Below are 17,914 nucleotides of genomic sequence, written 5' to 3' on the forward strand. Positions count from 1 at the left end.
GACCGTCGGTTAGCTGTTGTGTACGGCACCGCGTCGCCCGCGTTCCCCCGCGCGGACGACGCGGCGCAACGACTTGCGAGCGCCGAGGCGACGATGACCAGACCTGCGCAACAGACCTCCGCGGCACCGGACCCCACTGCGGCCCTCCTCTATGTGTGCGTCGAGCGGGCGCAACCGACGTCCTCTCTGGCCGCGGAACGCGCCCGCACCGAGGGCATGGCCTACGCACAGGACCGGGGGCTGACGATCACTGAGGTGATCATCGACCCATACGGCGAACCGGACCCCGGCCAGCGCGAGGGGTGGTGCCAGGTCCGGGAGCGCGCGGCGTCCGGCACGGTCGGTGTCGTGATCGCCCGGTGGCCCGCCTGCATCGCCCCGTACACGGCCACCGACTTGCGGCATCGCGAGATCAGCCGCCTGCACGACGCTGGTGTTCACGTGCGGTACTCGTGGGCGCCCCTTGCGGCAGCCGGAGGCGAGGACAAGTGAGCTCCCTTCTACACCGCGAACACCAGTGGATCGGTCGAAGCGTCGAGGACACCGCAACCGGACGGCGGGGAACCCTGCGGGCGATTGCCCCTGACGTCGGCCACGGTCAGACGAAGCCGGTCGCGTGGTTGATGCCAGCGGGCGGAGGACTGGAGTGGACCACGGCGCCCGGCTCACTCGCCAACCCCGCACCCATGACACCGGACACGGACTCCACGGAGGAGCGGTGAGCGGGGCACACGCCCGCCCGTCGCGACCGGGCCGCGCCCTCTTCGTTCTTGCCGCCCTCGGCCTGACGCCGCCGCTCGTCATCCTGGCCCCGCGGGCAACGGCCGCGCCGCCGCCGGTCTCGATCCCGGACGGTCCGGACACCCAGACCGAAGCACACGGCATGACCCCATAGACCCCGGCGGGGCCGGGGATGACGTCATGCCCCCGGCCCCGCCGGTCAGAGCCCCGTCCCGGGCCGCGGACCCTGCGCCTAATCCATTGCGGCCCGGGGCGGCGCGAACTCCCGCACGCGACACGAGGGCAAGGCCGCCGTGCGGGCCCGGGGCAGCCCCGACCCCCATAGCGGGCTGCCCCTTCAGACGATCCACCCGAGGAAGGAAACCGCATGTCACAGGCAGAATTGTTGCCCGCGCCCGCCGTCGTCGCCGACACGGCGAGGAGCATCCTCGACAAGATCAGGAACAGTTCCGAGTTCCACGCGTTCCGGGCCGCCTCCCTGGAGTACTCCGAAGACTGGCAGTGCTTCACCGGATTCCCGGTCGTGCAGCAATGGCACCTGGAGACCGACGCACCGCAGCTCTTCGAAGAGGGCCTGAGGGCCTTGGCCCTCAAAGCAGCCGTGCACCAGATCACCGGCGACGACCAGCTCTCCGAGATCCCGATCGCCGTCCCGGTCGACGAGATGACGCACGCGATGCTCGCCCAAGCACAGCTGGTCGCGCGGATGGCGGCCTCGCTCGACGTCTCCGTCATCCACCAGACCGACCAGGAGCACACCGACTACCGGAGCGACAGCTACACGCACACGTGCTACTCCCTGGCCTGGGGAGAGCCGCCGGCCCGGTACTGGCTGGATCACGAAGAGGTGGTTCGCCGCCGCCGAGTGCTCGGTGCCCTCTACGAGAGCATCGGCATGGAGCGCTCCGGCAGGGAACACCGCCTGACCTTCGAACCCGTCGCCGCCTAGCTGAGCGCGGCACGCAGCACGGCCGTGATGTCCGTCTCGGGGTTCGACGCGAGCAGAATCGCAGTGGCCTGTCTGATCACGTCCTCGCAGATCTCAGGCGGTGCCGCGTCCAGCATCGTCCGCACCCACAGGGGGACTTCGGCCGCCACTACCGGCGGCGGGGTCTCCCACGGCAGCGGGAGAGCATTGCTGGCATAGGGCGCTGGGGGCAGGCCGACCCGCTCCGGATGCACACACACCGGGACCCCGGCCCTGGTGAATCGGTGGCCGCTCAACGGGTCGAACGGGCAGTCACGAGACGGCCGGGGGACCACGTCGAACCGGCCGCCTGCGAGTCGCAGCGAGGGGCACACATCACACACCGGTCGGCCGTCCCGCGCGAACGGCTCGCACTCCGTGGCCTCCGCGCCGGTTCCTGTCTCGTCCACGAAAGGGCGGTCCATGCCGGGAGCCTAGCGGCCCGTCCCCATGATCCCGTCAACGTTCCCGTGTCCAGCCCCACCGCCCCGGGCGGTGGGGCTGGACACGTCTCAGAGGGAGTACCCGCGTCCTGCTGTCTGCGTCGTGCGCGAGGATCAAGACGCGCCCCCTCTCCAAGGGGTGCCGACAGATAGGGGGAACAGTGGAAGCCGAAGCCCTTCCGGACTTCGTTGACAGGCTCCCGGGCGGCGGCCTCAGCCTTGGCGGCCTGGGCCTCGGACTGCTGGTCGTGGTCGCGGTAATGGCTCAGCAGGGAACGCCCGCTCAGCGTGCGGAGTTCAACCGTTCCATCGAGAGGGGGATAGGCGCGGCAGTCGGCGGCATCGCCCGGTACATCGCCGGGCGCGAGCTCGTCACCGAACCGCGCAGCGAAGCTACGTGGTGGCGTGCCGGCGCCCCGCTGCCGGACGACCGGGCCACCGAGACGCCGATTGACCAACTCGGCAAAGACGCCTCCCAGGGCGGTGCTGGTGTCTCGCTCGACAAATCCAACCGCCCCGGCAGCGCCAGGTTCGTACTCGACCCCGTCCGGGCCCTGTTCGGCGCCTTGGAGGGCCTGTGGCGTGTCCTGAGTCTCTGGCATCGATGGCCGTATGCCGTGCGCTCTGTGGTCCGCCTCCTGCCGTTGCTGGTCGGCTGGGGGCTCTGGCGATACCCCCACGAGACGCAACTCGCCCTTATTGCAGTCGCAGTGACGGCGTATCTGGCAGCGTTCACCGGACCATCAGGGCTCGCGCTGTGGCGCGTACAACCGGTATGGACAGATAGACAAATCTACGGTCCTGGCGTGTGGGCCGGAGTCCGTCAAATCCTCCGAATGGAGGACAAGGAACCTCGCGCGAGATGGCTGTCGATCCCTGACGAAATGAACGCCGACGGCGCCGAGATCGTCCTCCGTCTGCCCGTTAGCTGGGTAGGTGGTCCCGAAGGTGTTTCCGCGATTGAACGGATTGTCGAACTGCGAGTTCCCGGCGAATGGATTCCGGAATGGAATCGGACTGAAAGAGAGCACTACGTACGGTGGACTCAGAAGCCGAAACCTGTTCCTAAGCCTGTCCTTCCTCAATACGTCCCGTGGAAATCGACGAGTGACCCTCGCCGCGTGTTCGTCGGCCTTGCCATCGACGGCGACAGGATCGTTGAAGTAGAGGTTCACACAAAGACCGCAACACCACATTGGGGTGTGGCAGGCGCGACCGGCTCGGGTAAATCGACGGTCCTCTATATTCCGGTCGTCCATGCGCGTCAGCACGGTGAACTTATCGACATCCTCGACACCAAGAGGAACTCTCTCGCTGAAGCGGAAGGGTTTTCCGGAGTTCGGATTCACAAGACCGTACGTGAATGTGTGGCAGCATTCGCCGAGTTCCTTACGTCTGCGATGGCGGCCGAAGCAGCCGTGGAAAAGGGAGCCGATCCGGCCTTGCGTGCCCAACTCGTTCCGCGAACTCTTGTCGTGGATGAGCTCCCCACCTTGATCAAGCTCGCATACACGTGGTGGCGGTACGGCCTCAAAGGGAAGGGCACCCCCCCATTTCTCGACTGGCTCTCTATTACCCTCCTCACAGGGCGTTCCTCTGATCATCGCGTCGTTGTCGGGTCGCAGCAGTTCGCCAACGCCTATTTCGGTGGCACGATGGAGCGCGCGCAGATCGGCACAAAAATGACGGTCGGGCAACAAGACCGCATTTCTTGGAGTGTCGCTTTTGGGCAGAGCACCCCCGTTATCTCGTACGACACGAGCATTCCCGGGCGCGGGGCCTACACGGATCAGCGGCAAGACCCCGGTTCAGATCACGTCCGCGTGCTTGAGATTCAGCCCTCGTACATCACACCCCAGGTTCGAGAACTCCTATCCCAATGCGTACCGGCCCCGGATTGGTTCGATACAGGACAGCTCGCGCCATGGATCACCCCCGAACTACTCGACGAGGTGAACGCCACCGCAGCCACGGGCAACTTTCTGCCAGGAGGCAAGTACGGCCCGTCCAGCTTGCCTGCTGTCGCTTCGGCGGGAGCACGGGGGATCACAGTGGGTAATCCCAGCTCACAGCGCACGACAGCAGCCATTGCGACAGCCGACGCGACACCGGGCGCGACTGGCGCCGGCGCCGGGTCGGAGCTCGTCAAGGTCGAGGACCAGGAGGAGGAGCTCCCCGAGACGTACAGCCTCGCCGCCGCATACGAGCGCGGCATTCTCCCGTGGAAGGCATCCACCACTCGAACATATTTCAAGCGCGGTTCAGCACGCGGGATCAATCCTCCCGAGGGCGTCAGCGACGGCCAGACGTCCTACTACAGCGAGGACGAACTCAGATCCTGGCATGCGGAATGGGTGGCATGGCAAGAGAGGAAAAACACCGCTCCTCGTAGAGCGGATGATAAGGGAGAAGAGGGAGCGTCGAGTTCCTGAGGGGCGGCCGGTCGAGACCTTACATGCGGCCACTGCAAGAGGAAAGCTCGAAGGTGAGGTCAGGTGTTCCTTGCAAGGGAGGTTTTCCGCTCACTGCGGCCGTGAGCAAGTCGAGACGGCGCCCGCTCTCCTCGGATCATGCTGCACATCAGATGAGCTATTCAATCCATGAGGGCTTACGGGGTAATCCTTCTCATCGGCGTGATCGAATAGTCGACGGCAACCCCTTTGTTGCGTCTGGAGTGCGTGAGGCGCCTCTCGGTGTGACTCTGATCGGCGGCATCCGAATACCCGTCGAAATCGCCAAGCGGAGGCAAATAGGTCTCCGGAGAGGGTTTCGTGAAGGTCGGGGGTAGAGTGACGGGAAGGTGAGGCGGGGATAGGAATCGCAGATCCCTATCCCCGCCTCAGCTGCTGGTTGCGTCCTTTTTCGGTAAGTCCCGTATCGTGTTTGGCGTAACGCCGTAACGTTTGCTCAGAATTGGAATCCACCTTTCCGGGATTTCTTGGCGGCCCGTTTCGACGTCGCAGTATGTTGGCGCTCCCACATTCAACAGAAATGCAACGTCTTTTTGCAGTAGTCCAGCCGAAGTGCGCAGACGGCGAAGAATCGAAGAGCGGCCGGGCTCGATGAGGCGAGAAACCGGAACCCCGAGAACTCCGGCAAGTAGGTTCAGCCGGTTCGGTCGGGGAGGGCGACCAGTCGTCTCCCATGTGGCGACAGAGCTTCGCGAGCAACCGACCAATGAGGCCAATTCATCCTGTGTCCACCCGCGTGAGATCCGCAGATCTCGCAGCTCTCCCCGGCGTATGCGCACCCGTTCGTGCCCCCCGTTCGTTGTCGGTTCGGGGCGGCACTCTAGCCACCCTTGATCACGGCCGCCGGAAGGGTGCCACAGGTTCGGCACAGACGGTTGCCCGCGGTTACGAACTTCTTTGACGCTGTGATCACTCACGGCATATGGTCGGTCACCTGCGCGCGAAAGCGCTTGGAAACGGGGGAGGTTGGGGTGCCGTCGGTCGCAGGTGTCTTCCGGAGAATCGCGGGGCTGCCAGAGTCAACAGGCGCGGGCGCAGCAACACAGACAAGTGTCCCTCGACAGAGTGATGATGCCTCCCCGACTCCGCTGAATCCGTGGGAGACGGCGGGGGCCGAACTCGCCAAGCAGCATGCTGCGGCAGCGCCCGCCCCTACGCCGCCCCCGGCAGTTCCTTCGCAACCGGTCACCACCTGGGTGCCCGAGGATGAAAACTCCGGCGTCGTCTTCGCTCGCAGATTCGGCCGGGGCCTGCTGTGGTTGGTGGTGATCCTCGCGGCTGTCACAGGAGTTCGCTCATGGGTTGCCCCGTCCAAGGGTGAGACGCCCGCGGCTGAGCCCGCACAGACCAAGCAGGCATACCCCGAGCAGGAGGCGCAGGCCGTCGCTGGTCGGTTCGCCCGTGCGTACCTCGGATGGGACGAGACGCAAGCCGAGGAGCGCGAGCAACTCCTCGCATCCGTACTGCCCGCCGGGGCAGATACCGCCATGGGATGGGACGGCCACGGACGTCAAAGCGTGCTGGCTGTTCAGCCCGGCGCAGTCACCACCGGCAGGGGGCATCAGGCCCGCGTGCGGGTCGATGCCCTGATCAAGACAGAGGCGACAGAGAAGGCAGAGAAGAAGGCGACCGAGGAGCCTGCCCGATGGATCGGCCTTGACGTGCCGGTGGTCGAGACGGCGGGGCGCATCGTCGTCACTGGGCAACCCGGCCTTGTCGGCATCCCGGCCACCGGTCCAGAGGCACCCGACCTGCCAGCCGCCAACACGGATCAGGACCTCAGCACCGCAACCGAAGACACGGTTGACACGTTCTTCTCGGCGTACGCCGGCGGCGACGTCGACACAGTCACTGCACCAGGCGCAAAGGTTCCAGCGCTGCCGGTCGGCATCCAGTACGAGGCCCTCACCTCTTGGTCCGCCGACACCGGCAGCGGCGACGACCGCACCGGGACAGCACACGTCACCTGGGCTCTCGGCGGTGCCACGGTCGACCAGGTCTATCGAGTCCATCTCACCCGAGTCTCAAGCCCGGACGCCGAACGGTGGCAGGTGTCAGACGTCCTCGGCGGATCGCTCTAGCCCGCATGCGCCCAGCTCACAGAACATGAGCAGCCCTCATAGGTGCAGCTCAACATGTCAATTCACGTACAAGGGGGAACCGCCCGTGCTGTCACACACCCGCGAACGGGTCGCCGAGTCTGCCCTCCGGGTGCGGCTCAGGGCCCGGCTCGCGTCCGTTGCGCCCCACGCCTACCGGGTAGAGGTTGCGGCCGTTGCCTTTCTTGCGGCAGATCTCACGACCGGAGACGAGCTCAAGGATTGGATTCTGATCGTTGTTGGGAACCTGTTCAGCGCGTTCCTGGCCATTCGCGCCTTCGGGCATTTCGTCAAAAAGGAATGGGGGGAGATGGTGACGATGGGCGTCGGAGCCGTCTTCGTTGCCGCTCTGGTCTGGTTTCCCGACGACGCCAAGGACGTCCTTGGCGCAGTCTGGGAAAAGGTCATGGGCTGATGCGTAGCGGCCACACGTACACACGCCATTTCGAGCTAGAGACCAAGCAGCACGAGCTCATGGGCCTCGACTTGGGGGAGGGGGCGCCCCGCCGCGCCCTCGTCCTCGGTCTCTGCCTCTACGCCCTGTGGGTCACTCCGCTGCTGTTCCTGTTCGGCTTCCCGAGCAAGATCAGTTTTACGGCTTACTTCCTGCCCCCGCTGATCACCACCGTCTACGGCACGCAGCGTTCCCGGGTCGTCGACCGACGATGGAACATCACTCGGTGGTCGATCGCCTTCCGATACCTCGTCCTCGGCCACCGGCCGATCATCTGCGGCGGACGACGGGCAGCATCCCGAAGTGAGTGGATCAGCCGCCGGGCCCGATGGTCCACGAAGTTCGAGATCCTCCTCGAATCTCCCCTCGGCGGCCTCGTCGAGCGGTGGCTCGGAGCCGAGCAGTCCGCGCCGACGGGAGCCGGTGCACCGATTCGACTCGCAGCCCGCCCCCGACTCTTCGGCCCCGATGCCGTCGTCAGGGCGTACGGACGCAGGGCACTCAAGCAGAGAGGGACCACGTGAAGATCGCGCAGCGCATCGGCAACTTCCTTGGCCTTGGCGGCGACAGGTCGGCCGCCGCACCGGAGTACGTCGCTCTCGCTGACGGCCTGGTAGTGACCACCAGCCATGCAGAAGCCTGGTACGTCCTCGCGTCCTCGAACACGGACCTCATGAGCGAGGGAGCCCGAGACGCTGAGCTCGACAGCGCAAACGCGGCTTTGGCTCGAACGCTGGCCGGGCACGACTGCCACCTTCGGGTTCTGTGGTCACCGTTGCATGCCGAGGACTACAAGGCCGAGGCCGCTGAACTGTTCACGGCCGGCGCGTGGGACGAATGGGCGAGCCTGCGTGTCAGCCGCCTGGAACAGATCGGCCTGCCCTCCCGGCACTTGCTTCTGGGTGTCCGCCTGACCGAGCGGGCCGGACAGGCGGCCAAGGCCTCCCGCAAGGGCATTCAAGAGGGCCTCGGCCTCAACTCGTCGATCAAGAACAGAGAGCTAGTCCGGCTCGACGCGCAGATGAGACGCCTCGGCCGCCGACTGGAGTCTTCCCCCTGGAAGGCGCAGCCCGCGAGTGTCGAGATGCTCGCGTGGATGATCTCTCGCGAGCAACACCGCGCAGCCCCGCTGCCCGCCGCGAATGCTGGCGTCATCATGGGCGCCCAGATGGCAGCGCTGACCCGGGGCCGGATTCTGCCGCACCCCGACCACCTCCGCGTGGTCAACGCCCACGGGGAGACAGCGGCTTGGGTGTCAGTGCTGACCATGACCGGATTCCCCGAGATCATGGAAGCGCCGGGTAACGGCGAGTGGCTGAGGGTTCTCAGCGAGATCAACTATGTGCCGAACGTAGACGAGGACGACCTCGACCCCGACCTCGATCCGTCCGCGCTGATTCTCCCCGTATCCCCCGAAGCCTCGGTCCGGTTCCGCGTCATGCCCAAGCGTGACGCGCTCAAAAAGGTCGACGAAGCCCGCCGGTTGGCCAAGGAACAGCGCCGCAGCGCCGCGAGCGCCTCCGCCGAGGACCCCGGCCGTGACATTGAAGAGACCGAAGAGGTCATGGCCGAACTCACCCGCGAGATGCGGCGTGAGGACGTCACGCTAGTTGAGGACCACCCGCGCCTGGTCGTGATGAGCGAGACCTCCCTCGATGATCTACGCGCTCGCATCGACGCAGTGATCACCCACTACGGCGGACTCGGTATCGAGGTCACTATCGGAGAGGAGGAGCAGCGCGAATTGTGGCTTGAGTCGCAGCCCGGCGATCAAATCCGTGTGCCCGACCTCGGCCACACACGAGACGTCACCGCACTTTCCGGCTCCTGGTGGTGGGGCGGCGCCAAGGTCGGTGACGATCACGGCCCTATCGTCGGATACCTCACCGGCTCTACCCCCGGCGTCTTCCGTAACGACGTCACAGCGGGGTCCGATCGAGGCGACGCGACAACCACCCTCTACTGCGGGAGGTCGGGCCGCGGCAAGACCACCGCAATGATGCTGTCTATGCTCGACGCCGGATTCCGCGGCGGATACTGCCTGGCCCTCGACTTCAAAGGCGACCTCGGGGGAGTTGTCACCGCTGCCCGCCGCTACGGCCTGACAGCGCACCTCATCGAGACCGGCCCGCAGTTCGCCGGAGTTGCCGACCTGTTCAGTCTCCTTGCCGCCGAAGGTATCGACGTCGCCCGCGGCGAGGTGCCGGCGCAACTCTCGATCGCCATTCCGGAGTGGCTGCGCGAGCGGGGCGCCGAGACCCCCATCACCCGCGCCGTGAACGAGGTGATCAGCGGCGGCGAGCCCGCAACGTGGAAGGTGATTGAGCACCTGCGCCACAGTGACGATCAGCTCGCCCGCGAGACCGGCGACGCTCTTTACGAGCTGAGCCAAAACAGTCTGGGCGCACCCTTCATGGGTCGCCCGGTCGGCGGTGCACCGCCCCTCGTACCGGCCCCGGGGATCTGGGTCGTGCAGATGCCTGGCCTCTCCCTGCCGGGACCGGACGCAGGCCGCCGCGACTGGACCCCCATGCAACGCCTCTCCGTCGCCCTCATGCACTCGATGCTTGCCTACGGCGTCACGACCGCGGGCCGCCGAGACCTGCGCGGCCTGCGTAAGACCGTGTGCGTGCCAGAGGTCCACGTTCTTACGGCGACTCGGGAAGGAGCGAACTTCCTGTCGTACGTCGCCCGAGTTGGTCGAGCCCTGCGTACGGGGATGCTGCTCGACACGCAGGACCCGGAGAGCATCCTCCAACTTGTTGGCGTCATTGAGCAGCTCAACACAGTGGTTGGCTTCCAGCTCACCACGAGGGATCAACAAGACGCCCTAGCCGAGCTTCTCGGCCTGCCCAAGGACGCCCACACCCGGGCACTGATTCAGTCCATCGGGCTCCTGCCGGATGGAGAGATCAGGCACGGGCACAGCGTGATTCGAGACCGCCGATTCAACTGCGCCACGGTCCAGTGGGACGTGCCGTCGTATGAGCTCCTGGAACTCCTCGACACCTCTCCCAAGGCGACTCAGCCCACCAGCGGCCCCGTGACCATGGAAAAGGTGGACGTATGACGCGCAAGGCAGCAGCGATGAGCGTCCTCGCCGCTAGCATCCTGGCCGTGGCCGGATGCTCCTCGTCGAGCAGCGACAGCGACAAGGGGAACGGGTCGCACAAGGCGACCACCGACGCAGTCCTCAAGACGGCCGGCGCCTACCAGTCCGCAGCCAACTCCCTTGACTGGCACACTGCGTGCGACCTGAGCACACCGCGGCTGAGGCACGGCTCCGTCGCGGACTGCGTCGAGCGCAACACTCCCGAGGATGCACCGGCCGCGAACCCGACGAGTCCCTCACCGTCGTACTCGCCGCCGACCTACGCCGACGGCTCGACACCCGACCCGATCGCCTCCAGCTCGCCTAGCGGCCCCGACCGAGCCACCACCGGTACCGTCTCCGCCTCGGGCGTCGTGCAAGTTCCGGCCGCCGGAGACCACCCGGCCGGGTACGGCGTGCTGATCACCTACACCGTGCAATGGCCGGGCAAAGACGCCACCACCACACGCCGCGCGCTGCGCCTGGTCGACGAGGGCGGGCGATGGCTTGTCGACCAACACGAGGACGTACAAGCAGGCGACACGGGCCACGGTTCGCCGGTCCGCACCGCCCTGTCAGGGGGGTAACCGTGCACGTCTATAGCCACCTGCCGCGCATGCGGAACGTGGTCATCCCGGTTCTGTTCGCGGTCACCACAGTGATGTTGATCGCGGGCAACGCACACGCCGCAGACATCGACCCCGCCGGAATCGGCGACCTGATGCCGTCACCTGACAGCAAGGTTCCCCAGGGGGAAGGCACCCTTTACGAGACCTACGGAAACCCGAATCTGTGGCAACTCGACTCCGATTTCGGAGAGTGGGACTTCCTCGACCCGATGGCCGAATTCGTTGCCGATGTCGGCATGGGAATCATCGCCGCCCTCGGTCAAGCCTGCGTCGTCATCGTGCAGTGGATTTTCCAGCTCACCACGATTCCCGCGCTTGAAAATGCCATCACCAACAGCATTGGCGGTGCCGCCAAGGGGTTGACTGCAACCCTCCTCCCGAGCGCACTCGCGGTCGGCGGCCTGATCGCGTTTGTGCAGCACCGCAAGGGCGGCGGAGGCGGAGGCCTGTCCCAAATCTCGTGGGTCCTCGTCTCCGGAGTAGTCTCCATGTCGCTCCTGACCAGCCCTCAAGTCTGGGTAGCTGGACTCGACAGCGTCCGGCAAATCGGCGCCACAATCACCATGAACGCCACAGCCGAAGGCCTCGGCGACGGCACCCAAGACTATCCATTTAAAATGGACCACGATCCGAAGTTCACGGAAAACAACCGTGACAACATGCTCCGCAAATCCAGTGACGCCGTGTGGCGTGCATACGTGGCAAGTCCCTGGTGCGTAGCCAACTTTGGAAGCTTTGAAGTCTGCGAGAAATACGGGGCTGACCTACTCGACATCGGAGTCGACAAGCAAGAGCGTAAAGAGTGGCTGCAAGAAACTGTCACCACGGAAGCCGTCGGCGACGGAAGCGTGACATGGCGTCAGGGACACAGCCCGGTCGGTCGAATCATGGTCGTCCTTCCCTCCTTGGCCTCCATCCTCCTGTTTGCCGCGCTGATTCTCATGCTCGCTTTCACTTCATTGGCAAGCCTCCTCGGCGCCCTCATGCTTCTATTGACGGGCGTAATTTTCGCGTGCCTCTGGGTGATCCCGGGGCGGCCCCGGGAATGGGGATTCGCCTGGTTCGACCAACTCCTAGCCCGCGCACTTGAGTCGACGATCGCCACCATGACGCTCGGCGCGGTGCTGACACTCCAGACCGCCACCACCACGATGTTTGGCCAATACGGCTGGCTCCCCTCCGCAGGCCTGAGCATCGCCGTGGCCGTCGTCGGCGCGAATTTCAGGGCGGTTGTCGCGCAGATCTTCGGCGTACGCGGCACCACCAACGGCATGATGGCCGCGGCCCTGCTGACCAGAGGACGCGGCTCCAACTCCGGCACGCGACGCCGACGAGGAGGCTTCGGCATCCCGCAGCCTCCCATCACGCTTCCGCGGCGACGCCGGCGCCCGCCCACTCCTCCCGGCCCTGGACCTGGTGGCCCCGGGGGGCCCGACAACCCCGCGCTTCCGCCCGGTGGCGGCGGCGATGACCCGACTATCACCGTCACTCGCGTGCCCCGGCCCCGGCCCCCCTTGCCCAGACCCCTTCCCGGGCCCGCTGGCGGAGGCCCCACCCCGGGACCTGGCGGGCCCACGCTGCCACCCGGCCGACCGAGCCCAGCCCTCCCTCCTGGCCGGACAGGCAGCCCGCGCCCGGATGCCCCCCTGATCACCGTTACCCGCGACGGTCAGCCAGGCGCGACCAGTCCCCTGCCCCCACACACCCGTCCCGCCCTGCCCCCAGCGCCGACCGGCACCCCCACACCCCATCGCCCCACAGGCGGAGGCTCACCATCAATGCGTCCCGACGGCGATCCCAACTACGCCTTCCGGCAGGCGCCGGCGGCCGGTCCCGACGGCGGAATCCGCGTCATCCCTGCGACGGTCATCCGGTCGACGCCCAATGGACCACCGCCACGACCGGCCCGCACCGCTCCGCCAGCCAGAGTCACTGCACCCACCCGGCGCGAGCCTCCGGCAACACCTCGCCGCAACCCGACCACCAATAGGGGGTGAACCAATGGCCAAGGACAGTGAAGAGCGCACCCCCCAGGAGTGGCGCGACATCCTGGCGTCCTACCAATACCCGGATGAAATCGGCAAGATCAGCCGCCGCCGCGGGCAACGACGAGAAGCCAAGAGAGAGCACCGCCACCAGGTCCGTGAAGACGCGAAAGAGTGGGTGCGCGAACAGCGGCGGCGGGAACCCATCCGCCCCACCGTCGCCTTGATCATTGTTGCGGTGTTCCTCGGTGCCGGCGTGGTGACCAAGTACGTATGGCCAAGCCTCCTCGGCGGTAGCACCAACGAGGGAACCCACGTCACCGCCACAGCCACAGCGGCCCCCAGCGGCTACGACGGCAAACCTGCGGCCAGCCCGGTTCCAACCTCGGCGACGCCGAGCTCGTCGCCGTCTACGACGGTCGACCTCGGCGACCCGGACCACGTCGCCGAGGAAGCCGTGCGGCTCTACCTCACCCGTAATCCTCCACAGGACAAGGACCACGCAGCATCCATCCGTCGAGCCGCGCCCTATCTCACCCCTGCATTGACGAACAACCTCGCCAGTCAGGAAGACCCCTCTTGGGGCAAGCTCGTCAGCCGCGGCGGAGTCGCGACCGTCCGCACGGCCAAAGCCGGGCCCGCCGGAGATGACCTCCCTATCGACACACCCCTCCGGGTCTGGCGGACGGTCACAACGAAGGTCGACATTGAGGGATACACCGACTACAGCGAGACGCACGAGCTGAACCTCGAACTGACCACCACCGAAGATGGGTGGCGCGTGTCCCGAATCCTGGGGCTGTAGGTGGACGCACGAAAGCTCGCCCTCGCCATCGCCGGGCGAGGCGGAGGACTCCTCAAGTACAAGCTGATGGGAGCCGCGTTCGTCGTGTTCACGGTCTGCCTGCTCCTCGTCGGCGCCATCGGCGGCGGCGGGGGACAGGCCTACGGCAGTTCGTGCGGCGACCGCGGAACCCCCGATGTGGACTACGGCGACGACGCCCAGAACCCGGGCGACGCAGACACCAGAGAACAGCAGATAGCCAACGCTGAGACGATCGACGACGTAGCCGAAAGCGGCGGCCTCTCCGGACGGGCAACCCTCATTGCCCTCATGACGGCACTTCAGGAGAGCACGCTCCTGAACATCGACTACGGCCACGCCGACTCGCTCGGACTTTTCCAGCAGCGGCCATCGCAGGGATGGGGGTCGAAGGAAGACATCATGAAACCCAAGTACGCCGCGGGAATGTTCTTCTTCGGCTCAGACCGAGACTCCGCCGCCGGCATCGACGGCCTGACAGACATTCCGGGCTGGGAGTCCATGCAGATGTGGGAGGCTGCCGCAGCCGTCCAGCATCCCGCGGAAGAGTACGAGCAGCTCTACGCCGGTCAGGAGACCGCAGCCCGCCAGATCGCGCACGAGGCCGGGATCGACCTCGACCGCCCTGCCAAGAACGGTGCAGTCGACGACGGCCAGGCCGACGACGACGCCAACGGCGATGACGGCCAGGCCGAAGATTCCTGCTATCCCGAGGACGGCGCGGACGGAACGCCCGGAGATCCCTTCCATGACGGGGCCGCGGATTGGCCCGCAGAGGTGGCAAACCCCCGCTCCACCGCGGACGCCATCGCGTGGGCCAAGCACGAAGCTGAGTTCGGCGCTGGCACCTGGTATCGCGCATGCCTGGCATTCGTGGCCAGGACGTACGGGTGGACCTACTCAGGCGTGGGTTACGCGATTGACCACTACAAGGAAATGCCCGCGAGTATGAAGCACGACAAGGACCGCAACCCACCGCCGGGCGCCCTAATGTACTGGGACACCGGGCAAAGGGCTGGTCACGTCGCCATCTATCTAGGAGATGGACAAATCGCGAGCAATGACATTGTCAATCCGGGCTATATTGACGTAGTTCCGGCAACGGACATCGAAACAAAGTGGGGGGCAACCTACCTAGGATGGGCGCCACCCTATTTCCCCAAAGGTGGATGAGCGGAGAACAGCCATGGCAGAAATCGAACCCACCGCCGTTCCCCTCACACCGATCTACACAATCACTGTCACCGCGACCGGGGCCGCCTCGGTCAACGGCGAGGAGATCACCGGACCTGGCTTCGATCCCGCCGCGGCCCGCATAGCGGCCCTCGCCGAGATCCGCATCAAGGCCGCCTTTGCCGGTCGACCGGTACGAGTTATCGCCAAAGAAGCGGACGGCGCAGCATGGCCCCTGATCGTCGCTGAGGACGGCACCGTGACGACCCTCGGCCACCCGCACCCCACACCAGCGCCGGAACCCGCCATGCCGCCCATGCCCGCGCCGCGTGTCCCTCAGTTCCTCGACGCAGGAGAGCCAACGGTCGCAATGCGCCGCGAAGAACGCCCGGACTGGAAGGGACAAGACCCCGAACGGATCGCCCGGACTGCCTCCGGCCTCGACCTCTGGAGTGCTTCCCTGCCTGCCGAGTTCGGCCTCCTGTGGGCGCAGCTCACCACTCGCGTACAAGCCGGCGCCTACCCGGACGGCGCCACCACAGCCGGGCACCTCGAAACAGCCCTCAAGCAGCAGTACGGCCCCCACCACGCCTACAGCATCAACATCGCGAGCGTCCGCGCCTGGCTCACCCTGCTCTCAGCCACCCACACAAACGAGTGGGCAGAAGCGACAGAGCTGCTCGTCGAGACGGCGCAGCGTCGCCATGAGGCGAAAGCCCCCGACACGAGCGAGACTGCCCGCACGATCAGGAACGCACACGGGAGCTGGCTTCTCCTCATCCAACAGGATGGCGAGACGGCCCGTGACCTTGCCGACGCCCTCCTGACCCTCCTCGCCTTCCTCCCCGCACCTGAGCACCGCCGACGCGCACAATCCGTCGTCGGCTGGATTGAGAGCGGCGCAGCATAGCCACGGCAACAGCCGTCGCAGATGGGCCCCCTCCCGATTGGGAGGGGGCCCATCTGTCTTCTTCAGCGTCCGTGCGCACCAGGGAGCAGCGGGAGCAGCAGAGGCGCGCCACACCGCCTTAGAGGCCCTCACGGGCCCTTATTTCCGGGGCGTGGCCCAGGGTGCCACACGGCACGCCGCGCACCGCCCTGCGGGGCCTGGCGGCCCCTCCGGGCGAATCGGCGGGCGCCTTCGGCGCGTTCACCGCCGATTCGGTCCGCTTCGCGGACCGCCCTTTTGCCTGCGCCTTCGGCGCGCACCGGCAAAAGGGTTTTCGGCCCTGCGCCTTCGGCGCGCACCGGGCCGAAAAGCACACGCCGCGCCGTGCGGCCTCCTGGGTCACGCCCCGGAAGCACACACGAAAGGCGCTCACTTCTGTGACCCCAATTTGTTGCCCGCAATGCGGCGGCCTCTCGGCCTACCGAATTCGGCCCGACGGCCTGTTCGGATGCCCCGAGTGCGGAAACCTCCTCGACCGCCGCGACATCGACCTCGACGGATTCGAGGTCTGGGTCGTCGACGACACCGGCACGCTCGGCAAGGTAGATGATCCGGTCAAGGCTCGCCAGAGGCTTCACGAGTACCTCGGCGAGTACCTCGACGAACCCCTCGACTCCTATTTCGAGGCGGGAATCCTGAACGCCTTTGAGTGGGCCGTCGCCGATGTTCTCGACGCCATGAAAGCCGGTCTCTACATCCCGGAAATGGAGCACGCCAAGTGAGCGGAGAATTTCGATACCACCTCGGCACTCCAGACCAGGAATGCCGATACCCCGTCCGCATCGACGGATTCCACATCGGCCGCATCTACCGTTGGCATGGCGCCTGGTACGCCGCCCCGGTTGGGCATTCGGAAGAGATCCGAACTGGTGCCGGAAGCGCAGGCAAGGAACTCTCCGCCGCATACCTCGTCGCAATGTACGACCTGCGACAGCTCGTCCCGCACCCTGAGACTGACGAGCAGGCAGTAATGCCCGGTCTCCTCGTCGGTCCCGTGCCGCTTCTGCACGCCAGGATGCCCGCAACACCTCGGAATATCGAGGCGGCGGGTAAGGCAATGGCCGGACTTGCGGAATTCCTCTGGACTCCTCTCGGCGGATACCCCGGGGCCGATAACCCTTGGGTCCTCCGGTGCGAGCTCTGCGGGTGGCAGGGCCCTCGCTACTGGTCACACCTGCGCGGGCGGAACGGCAACCCGCCCTCGATGTTCCGGCACTCTGGGTGCCTCGACGCGGAAAAGGTCCGCGCCGCAATCGCGGCCTATGGCAAGTCAGAAGACGGGATGGAACCCGCCGATTGGCTCGACCAAATGACGGCGGGCTGACAGAAACGCCTAGGTAACGACTGGGCAACGAAAAGAGGGTGGCCATTCATCGGCCACCCTCTTTTCGTTGCCCAAATGCGCGGCCAATCGACAGCCCTTCGGGCTGGGCCGCCTTTATGTGGCCTTCGGCCACGGGCGGCCTGGTCCCGCTTCGCGGGCCCCGAATGGAAATCCGCCCCCTTAAGTGACCTTCGGTCACGGGACGGAAAGAAACCGGGCCTGTCGGCCCGCCGCTATCGCGGTGGGCCCCTCTAAGGCGCTTCGCGCCGGGGCCCGCCCCTGCGGGGCAATGGAAACGGCCTACGGCCGTCAAAAGATATGCTGCGGGGTCAGGTCATCCGAGGAATGCCGCGGGGAAAGTGCAGCGACAATACCGGGCCATTCCAGAATCCATCCACCCCGAGAAAAAGAAGCACTTTCACGGAGAGTCTCACCGGCGAGCGGTTCCAGCATTCAGCGCGAAGTGTTTTTCATGCACCTTCAGGAATGGTGTCGGTGAGAGGTGCTCAGTCCAGTATAGATCTGGGCTCCAAGTTTGAAGCACGGATCCAACCCTGACCGGAAGTCAGGGTTCCGGCGGCACGCGCTCCGCTCCCGCGCCTGCCCCACCACCCCGGCCACCCTCTCCTCGCTGCGCCTTTCGGGGCCTGGAGCGCAGCGGAAGGCCCCTGCTCTGGCCGCGTAGCGGCCGGAGTCCAACGGGCCCGCACAGCGGGCCTGTTGGAGCCGGGCACGCAGTGCCCGGCTCGCGCTCTCGCGGTGCGG

At 66.1% G+C, this 17,914-nt stretch carries 15 protein-coding genes; 13 read left to right on the plus strand and 2 right to left on the minus strand.

Annotation, left to right across the window (positions count from 1 at the left end; all coding sequences use genetic code 11):
- Positions 1-18: 18 nt before the first annotated feature.
- Both ACIPSE_RS45170 and ACIPSE_RS45175 read left to right on the plus strand, forming a co-directional pair.
- Positions 19-492 carry a hypothetical protein gene (locus ACIPSE_RS45170; protein ID WP_401675624.1) on the plus strand — a complete coding sequence of 158 codons (474 nt, stop codon included), beginning with the start codon at positions 19-21 and terminating at the stop codon, positions 490-492.
- A gap of 616 nt (positions 493-1,108) precedes the next feature.
- Entirely contained in the window at positions 1,109-1,690 is a 582-nt protein-coding gene (locus ACIPSE_RS45175) for a hypothetical protein (protein ID WP_401675626.1), read from the plus strand.
- Here the strand turns inward: ACIPSE_RS45175 and ACIPSE_RS45180 are convergent.
- Positions 1,687-2,133 carry a hypothetical protein gene (locus ACIPSE_RS45180; protein WP_401675628.1) on the minus strand — a complete coding sequence of 149 codons (447 nt, stop codon included), beginning with the start codon at positions 2,131-2,133 and terminating at the stop codon, positions 1,687-1,689. The genes ACIPSE_RS45175 and ACIPSE_RS45180 overlap by 4 nt on opposite strands.
- Before the next feature lie 179 nt (positions 2,134-2,312).
- Here ACIPSE_RS45180 and ACIPSE_RS45185 point away from each other — a divergent pair, with 179 nt between their 5' ends.
- Positions 2,313-4,583, plus strand: a complete 2,271-nt coding sequence (locus ACIPSE_RS45185; RefSeq protein WP_401675630.1) for a hypothetical protein — start codon at positions 2,313-2,315, stop codon at positions 4,581-4,583.
- Positions 4,584-4,990: 407 nt separating this feature from the next.
- Here the strand turns inward: ACIPSE_RS45185 and ACIPSE_RS45190 are convergent, their stop codons facing one another.
- Positions 4,991-5,539: a helix-turn-helix domain-containing protein gene (locus ACIPSE_RS45190; protein ID WP_401675632.1), complete on the minus strand. Its 549-nt coding sequence runs from the start codon at positions 5,537-5,539 to the stop codon at positions 4,991-4,993.
- A gap of 279 nt (positions 5,540-5,818) precedes the next feature.
- Here ACIPSE_RS45190 and ACIPSE_RS45195 point away from each other — a divergent pair, with 279 nt between their 5' ends.
- The 10 genes from ACIPSE_RS45195 to ACIPSE_RS45240 all read left to right on the plus strand — a co-directional run bounded on the left by ACIPSE_RS45195 (position 5,819) and on the right by ACIPSE_RS45240 (position 16,547).
- Positions 5,819-6,703 carry a conjugal transfer protein gene (locus tag ACIPSE_RS45195; RefSeq protein ID WP_401675634.1) on the plus strand — a complete coding sequence of 295 codons (885 nt, stop codon included), beginning with the start codon at positions 5,819-5,821 and terminating at the stop codon, positions 6,701-6,703.
- 85 nt (positions 6,704-6,788) lie between these two features.
- Entirely contained in the window at positions 6,789-7,136 is a 348-nt protein-coding gene (locus ACIPSE_RS45200) for a hypothetical protein (RefSeq protein WP_401675636.1), read from the plus strand.
- The gene (locus ACIPSE_RS45205; protein WP_401675638.1) at positions 7,136-7,699 is read left to right on the plus strand and encodes a hypothetical protein; all 564 of its coding nucleotides are present in this window, start codon (positions 7,136-7,138) and stop codon (positions 7,697-7,699) included. The genes ACIPSE_RS45200 and ACIPSE_RS45205 overlap by 1 nt, the downstream gene beginning before the upstream one ends.
- The gene (locus tag ACIPSE_RS45210) at positions 7,696-10,245 is read left to right on the plus strand and encodes an ATP-binding protein (RefSeq protein ID WP_401675640.1); all 2,550 of its coding nucleotides are present in this window, start codon (positions 7,696-7,698) and stop codon (positions 10,243-10,245) included. The genes ACIPSE_RS45205 and ACIPSE_RS45210 overlap by 4 nt, the downstream gene beginning before the upstream one ends.
- Complete coding sequence (locus tag ACIPSE_RS45215; RefSeq protein WP_401675642.1) at positions 10,242-10,853, plus strand: hypothetical protein; 612 nt, start codon at positions 10,242-10,244, stop codon at positions 10,851-10,853. Before ACIPSE_RS45210 ends, ACIPSE_RS45215 begins: the two co-directional genes overlap by 4 nt.
- Before the next feature lie 2 nt (positions 10,854-10,855).
- Complete coding sequence (locus ACIPSE_RS45220) at positions 10,856-12,892, plus strand: hypothetical protein (protein ID WP_401675644.1); 2,037 nt, start codon at positions 10,856-10,858, stop codon at positions 12,890-12,892.
- 4 nt (positions 12,893-12,896) lie between these two features.
- Positions 12,897-13,685 carry a hypothetical protein gene (locus ACIPSE_RS45225; protein ID WP_401675646.1) on the plus strand — a complete coding sequence of 263 codons (789 nt, stop codon included), beginning with the start codon at positions 12,897-12,899 and terminating at the stop codon, positions 13,683-13,685.
- Positions 13,686-14,876: an NlpC/P60 family protein gene (locus ACIPSE_RS45230; RefSeq protein WP_401675648.1), complete on the plus strand. Its 1,191-nt coding sequence runs from the start codon at positions 13,686-13,688 to the stop codon at positions 14,874-14,876. It abuts the gene before it with no gap.
- Between the two features lie 13 nt (positions 14,877-14,889).
- Complete coding sequence (locus tag ACIPSE_RS45235) at positions 14,890-15,786, plus strand: hypothetical protein (RefSeq protein WP_401675650.1); 897 nt, start codon at positions 14,890-14,892, stop codon at positions 15,784-15,786.
- A 161-nt stretch (positions 15,787-15,947) separates the two neighbouring features.
- Positions 15,948-16,547 carry a hypothetical protein gene (locus ACIPSE_RS45240; RefSeq protein ID WP_401675652.1) on the plus strand — a complete coding sequence of 200 codons (600 nt, stop codon included), beginning with the start codon at positions 15,948-15,950 and terminating at the stop codon, positions 16,545-16,547.
- The last annotated feature ends 1,367 nt before the right edge of the window (positions 16,548-17,914 follow it).

The sequence above is a fragment of the Streptomyces sp. NPDC090106 genome, from assembly GCF_044747265.1.
Taxonomy (GTDB): domain Bacteria; phylum Actinomycetota; class Actinomycetes; order Streptomycetales; family Streptomycetaceae; genus Streptomyces.

Excerpts from the sequence above, each read along its gene's own strand:
- ACIPSE_RS45175 (WP_401675626.1), top strand. The coding sequence starts at position 1,109 with ATGTCACAGGCAGAATTGTTGCCCGCGCCCGCCGTCGTCGCCGACACG.
- ACIPSE_RS45180 (WP_401675628.1), bottom strand. The coding sequence starts at position 2,133 with ATGGACCGCCCTTTCGTGGACGAGACAGGAACCGGCGCGGAGGCCACG.
- ACIPSE_RS45205 (WP_401675638.1), top strand. The coding sequence starts at position 7,136 with ATGCGTAGCGGCCACACGTACACACGCCATTTCGAGCTAGAGACCAAG.
- ACIPSE_RS45215 (WP_401675642.1), top strand. The coding sequence starts at position 10,242 with ATGACGCGCAAGGCAGCAGCGATGAGCGTCCTCGCCGCTAGCATCCTG.
- ACIPSE_RS45225 (WP_401675646.1), top strand. The coding sequence starts at position 12,897 with ATGGCCAAGGACAGTGAAGAGCGCACCCCCCAGGAGTGGCGCGACATC.
- ACIPSE_RS45235 (WP_401675650.1), top strand. The coding sequence starts at position 14,890 with ATGGCAGAAATCGAACCCACCGCCGTTCCCCTCACACCGATCTACACA.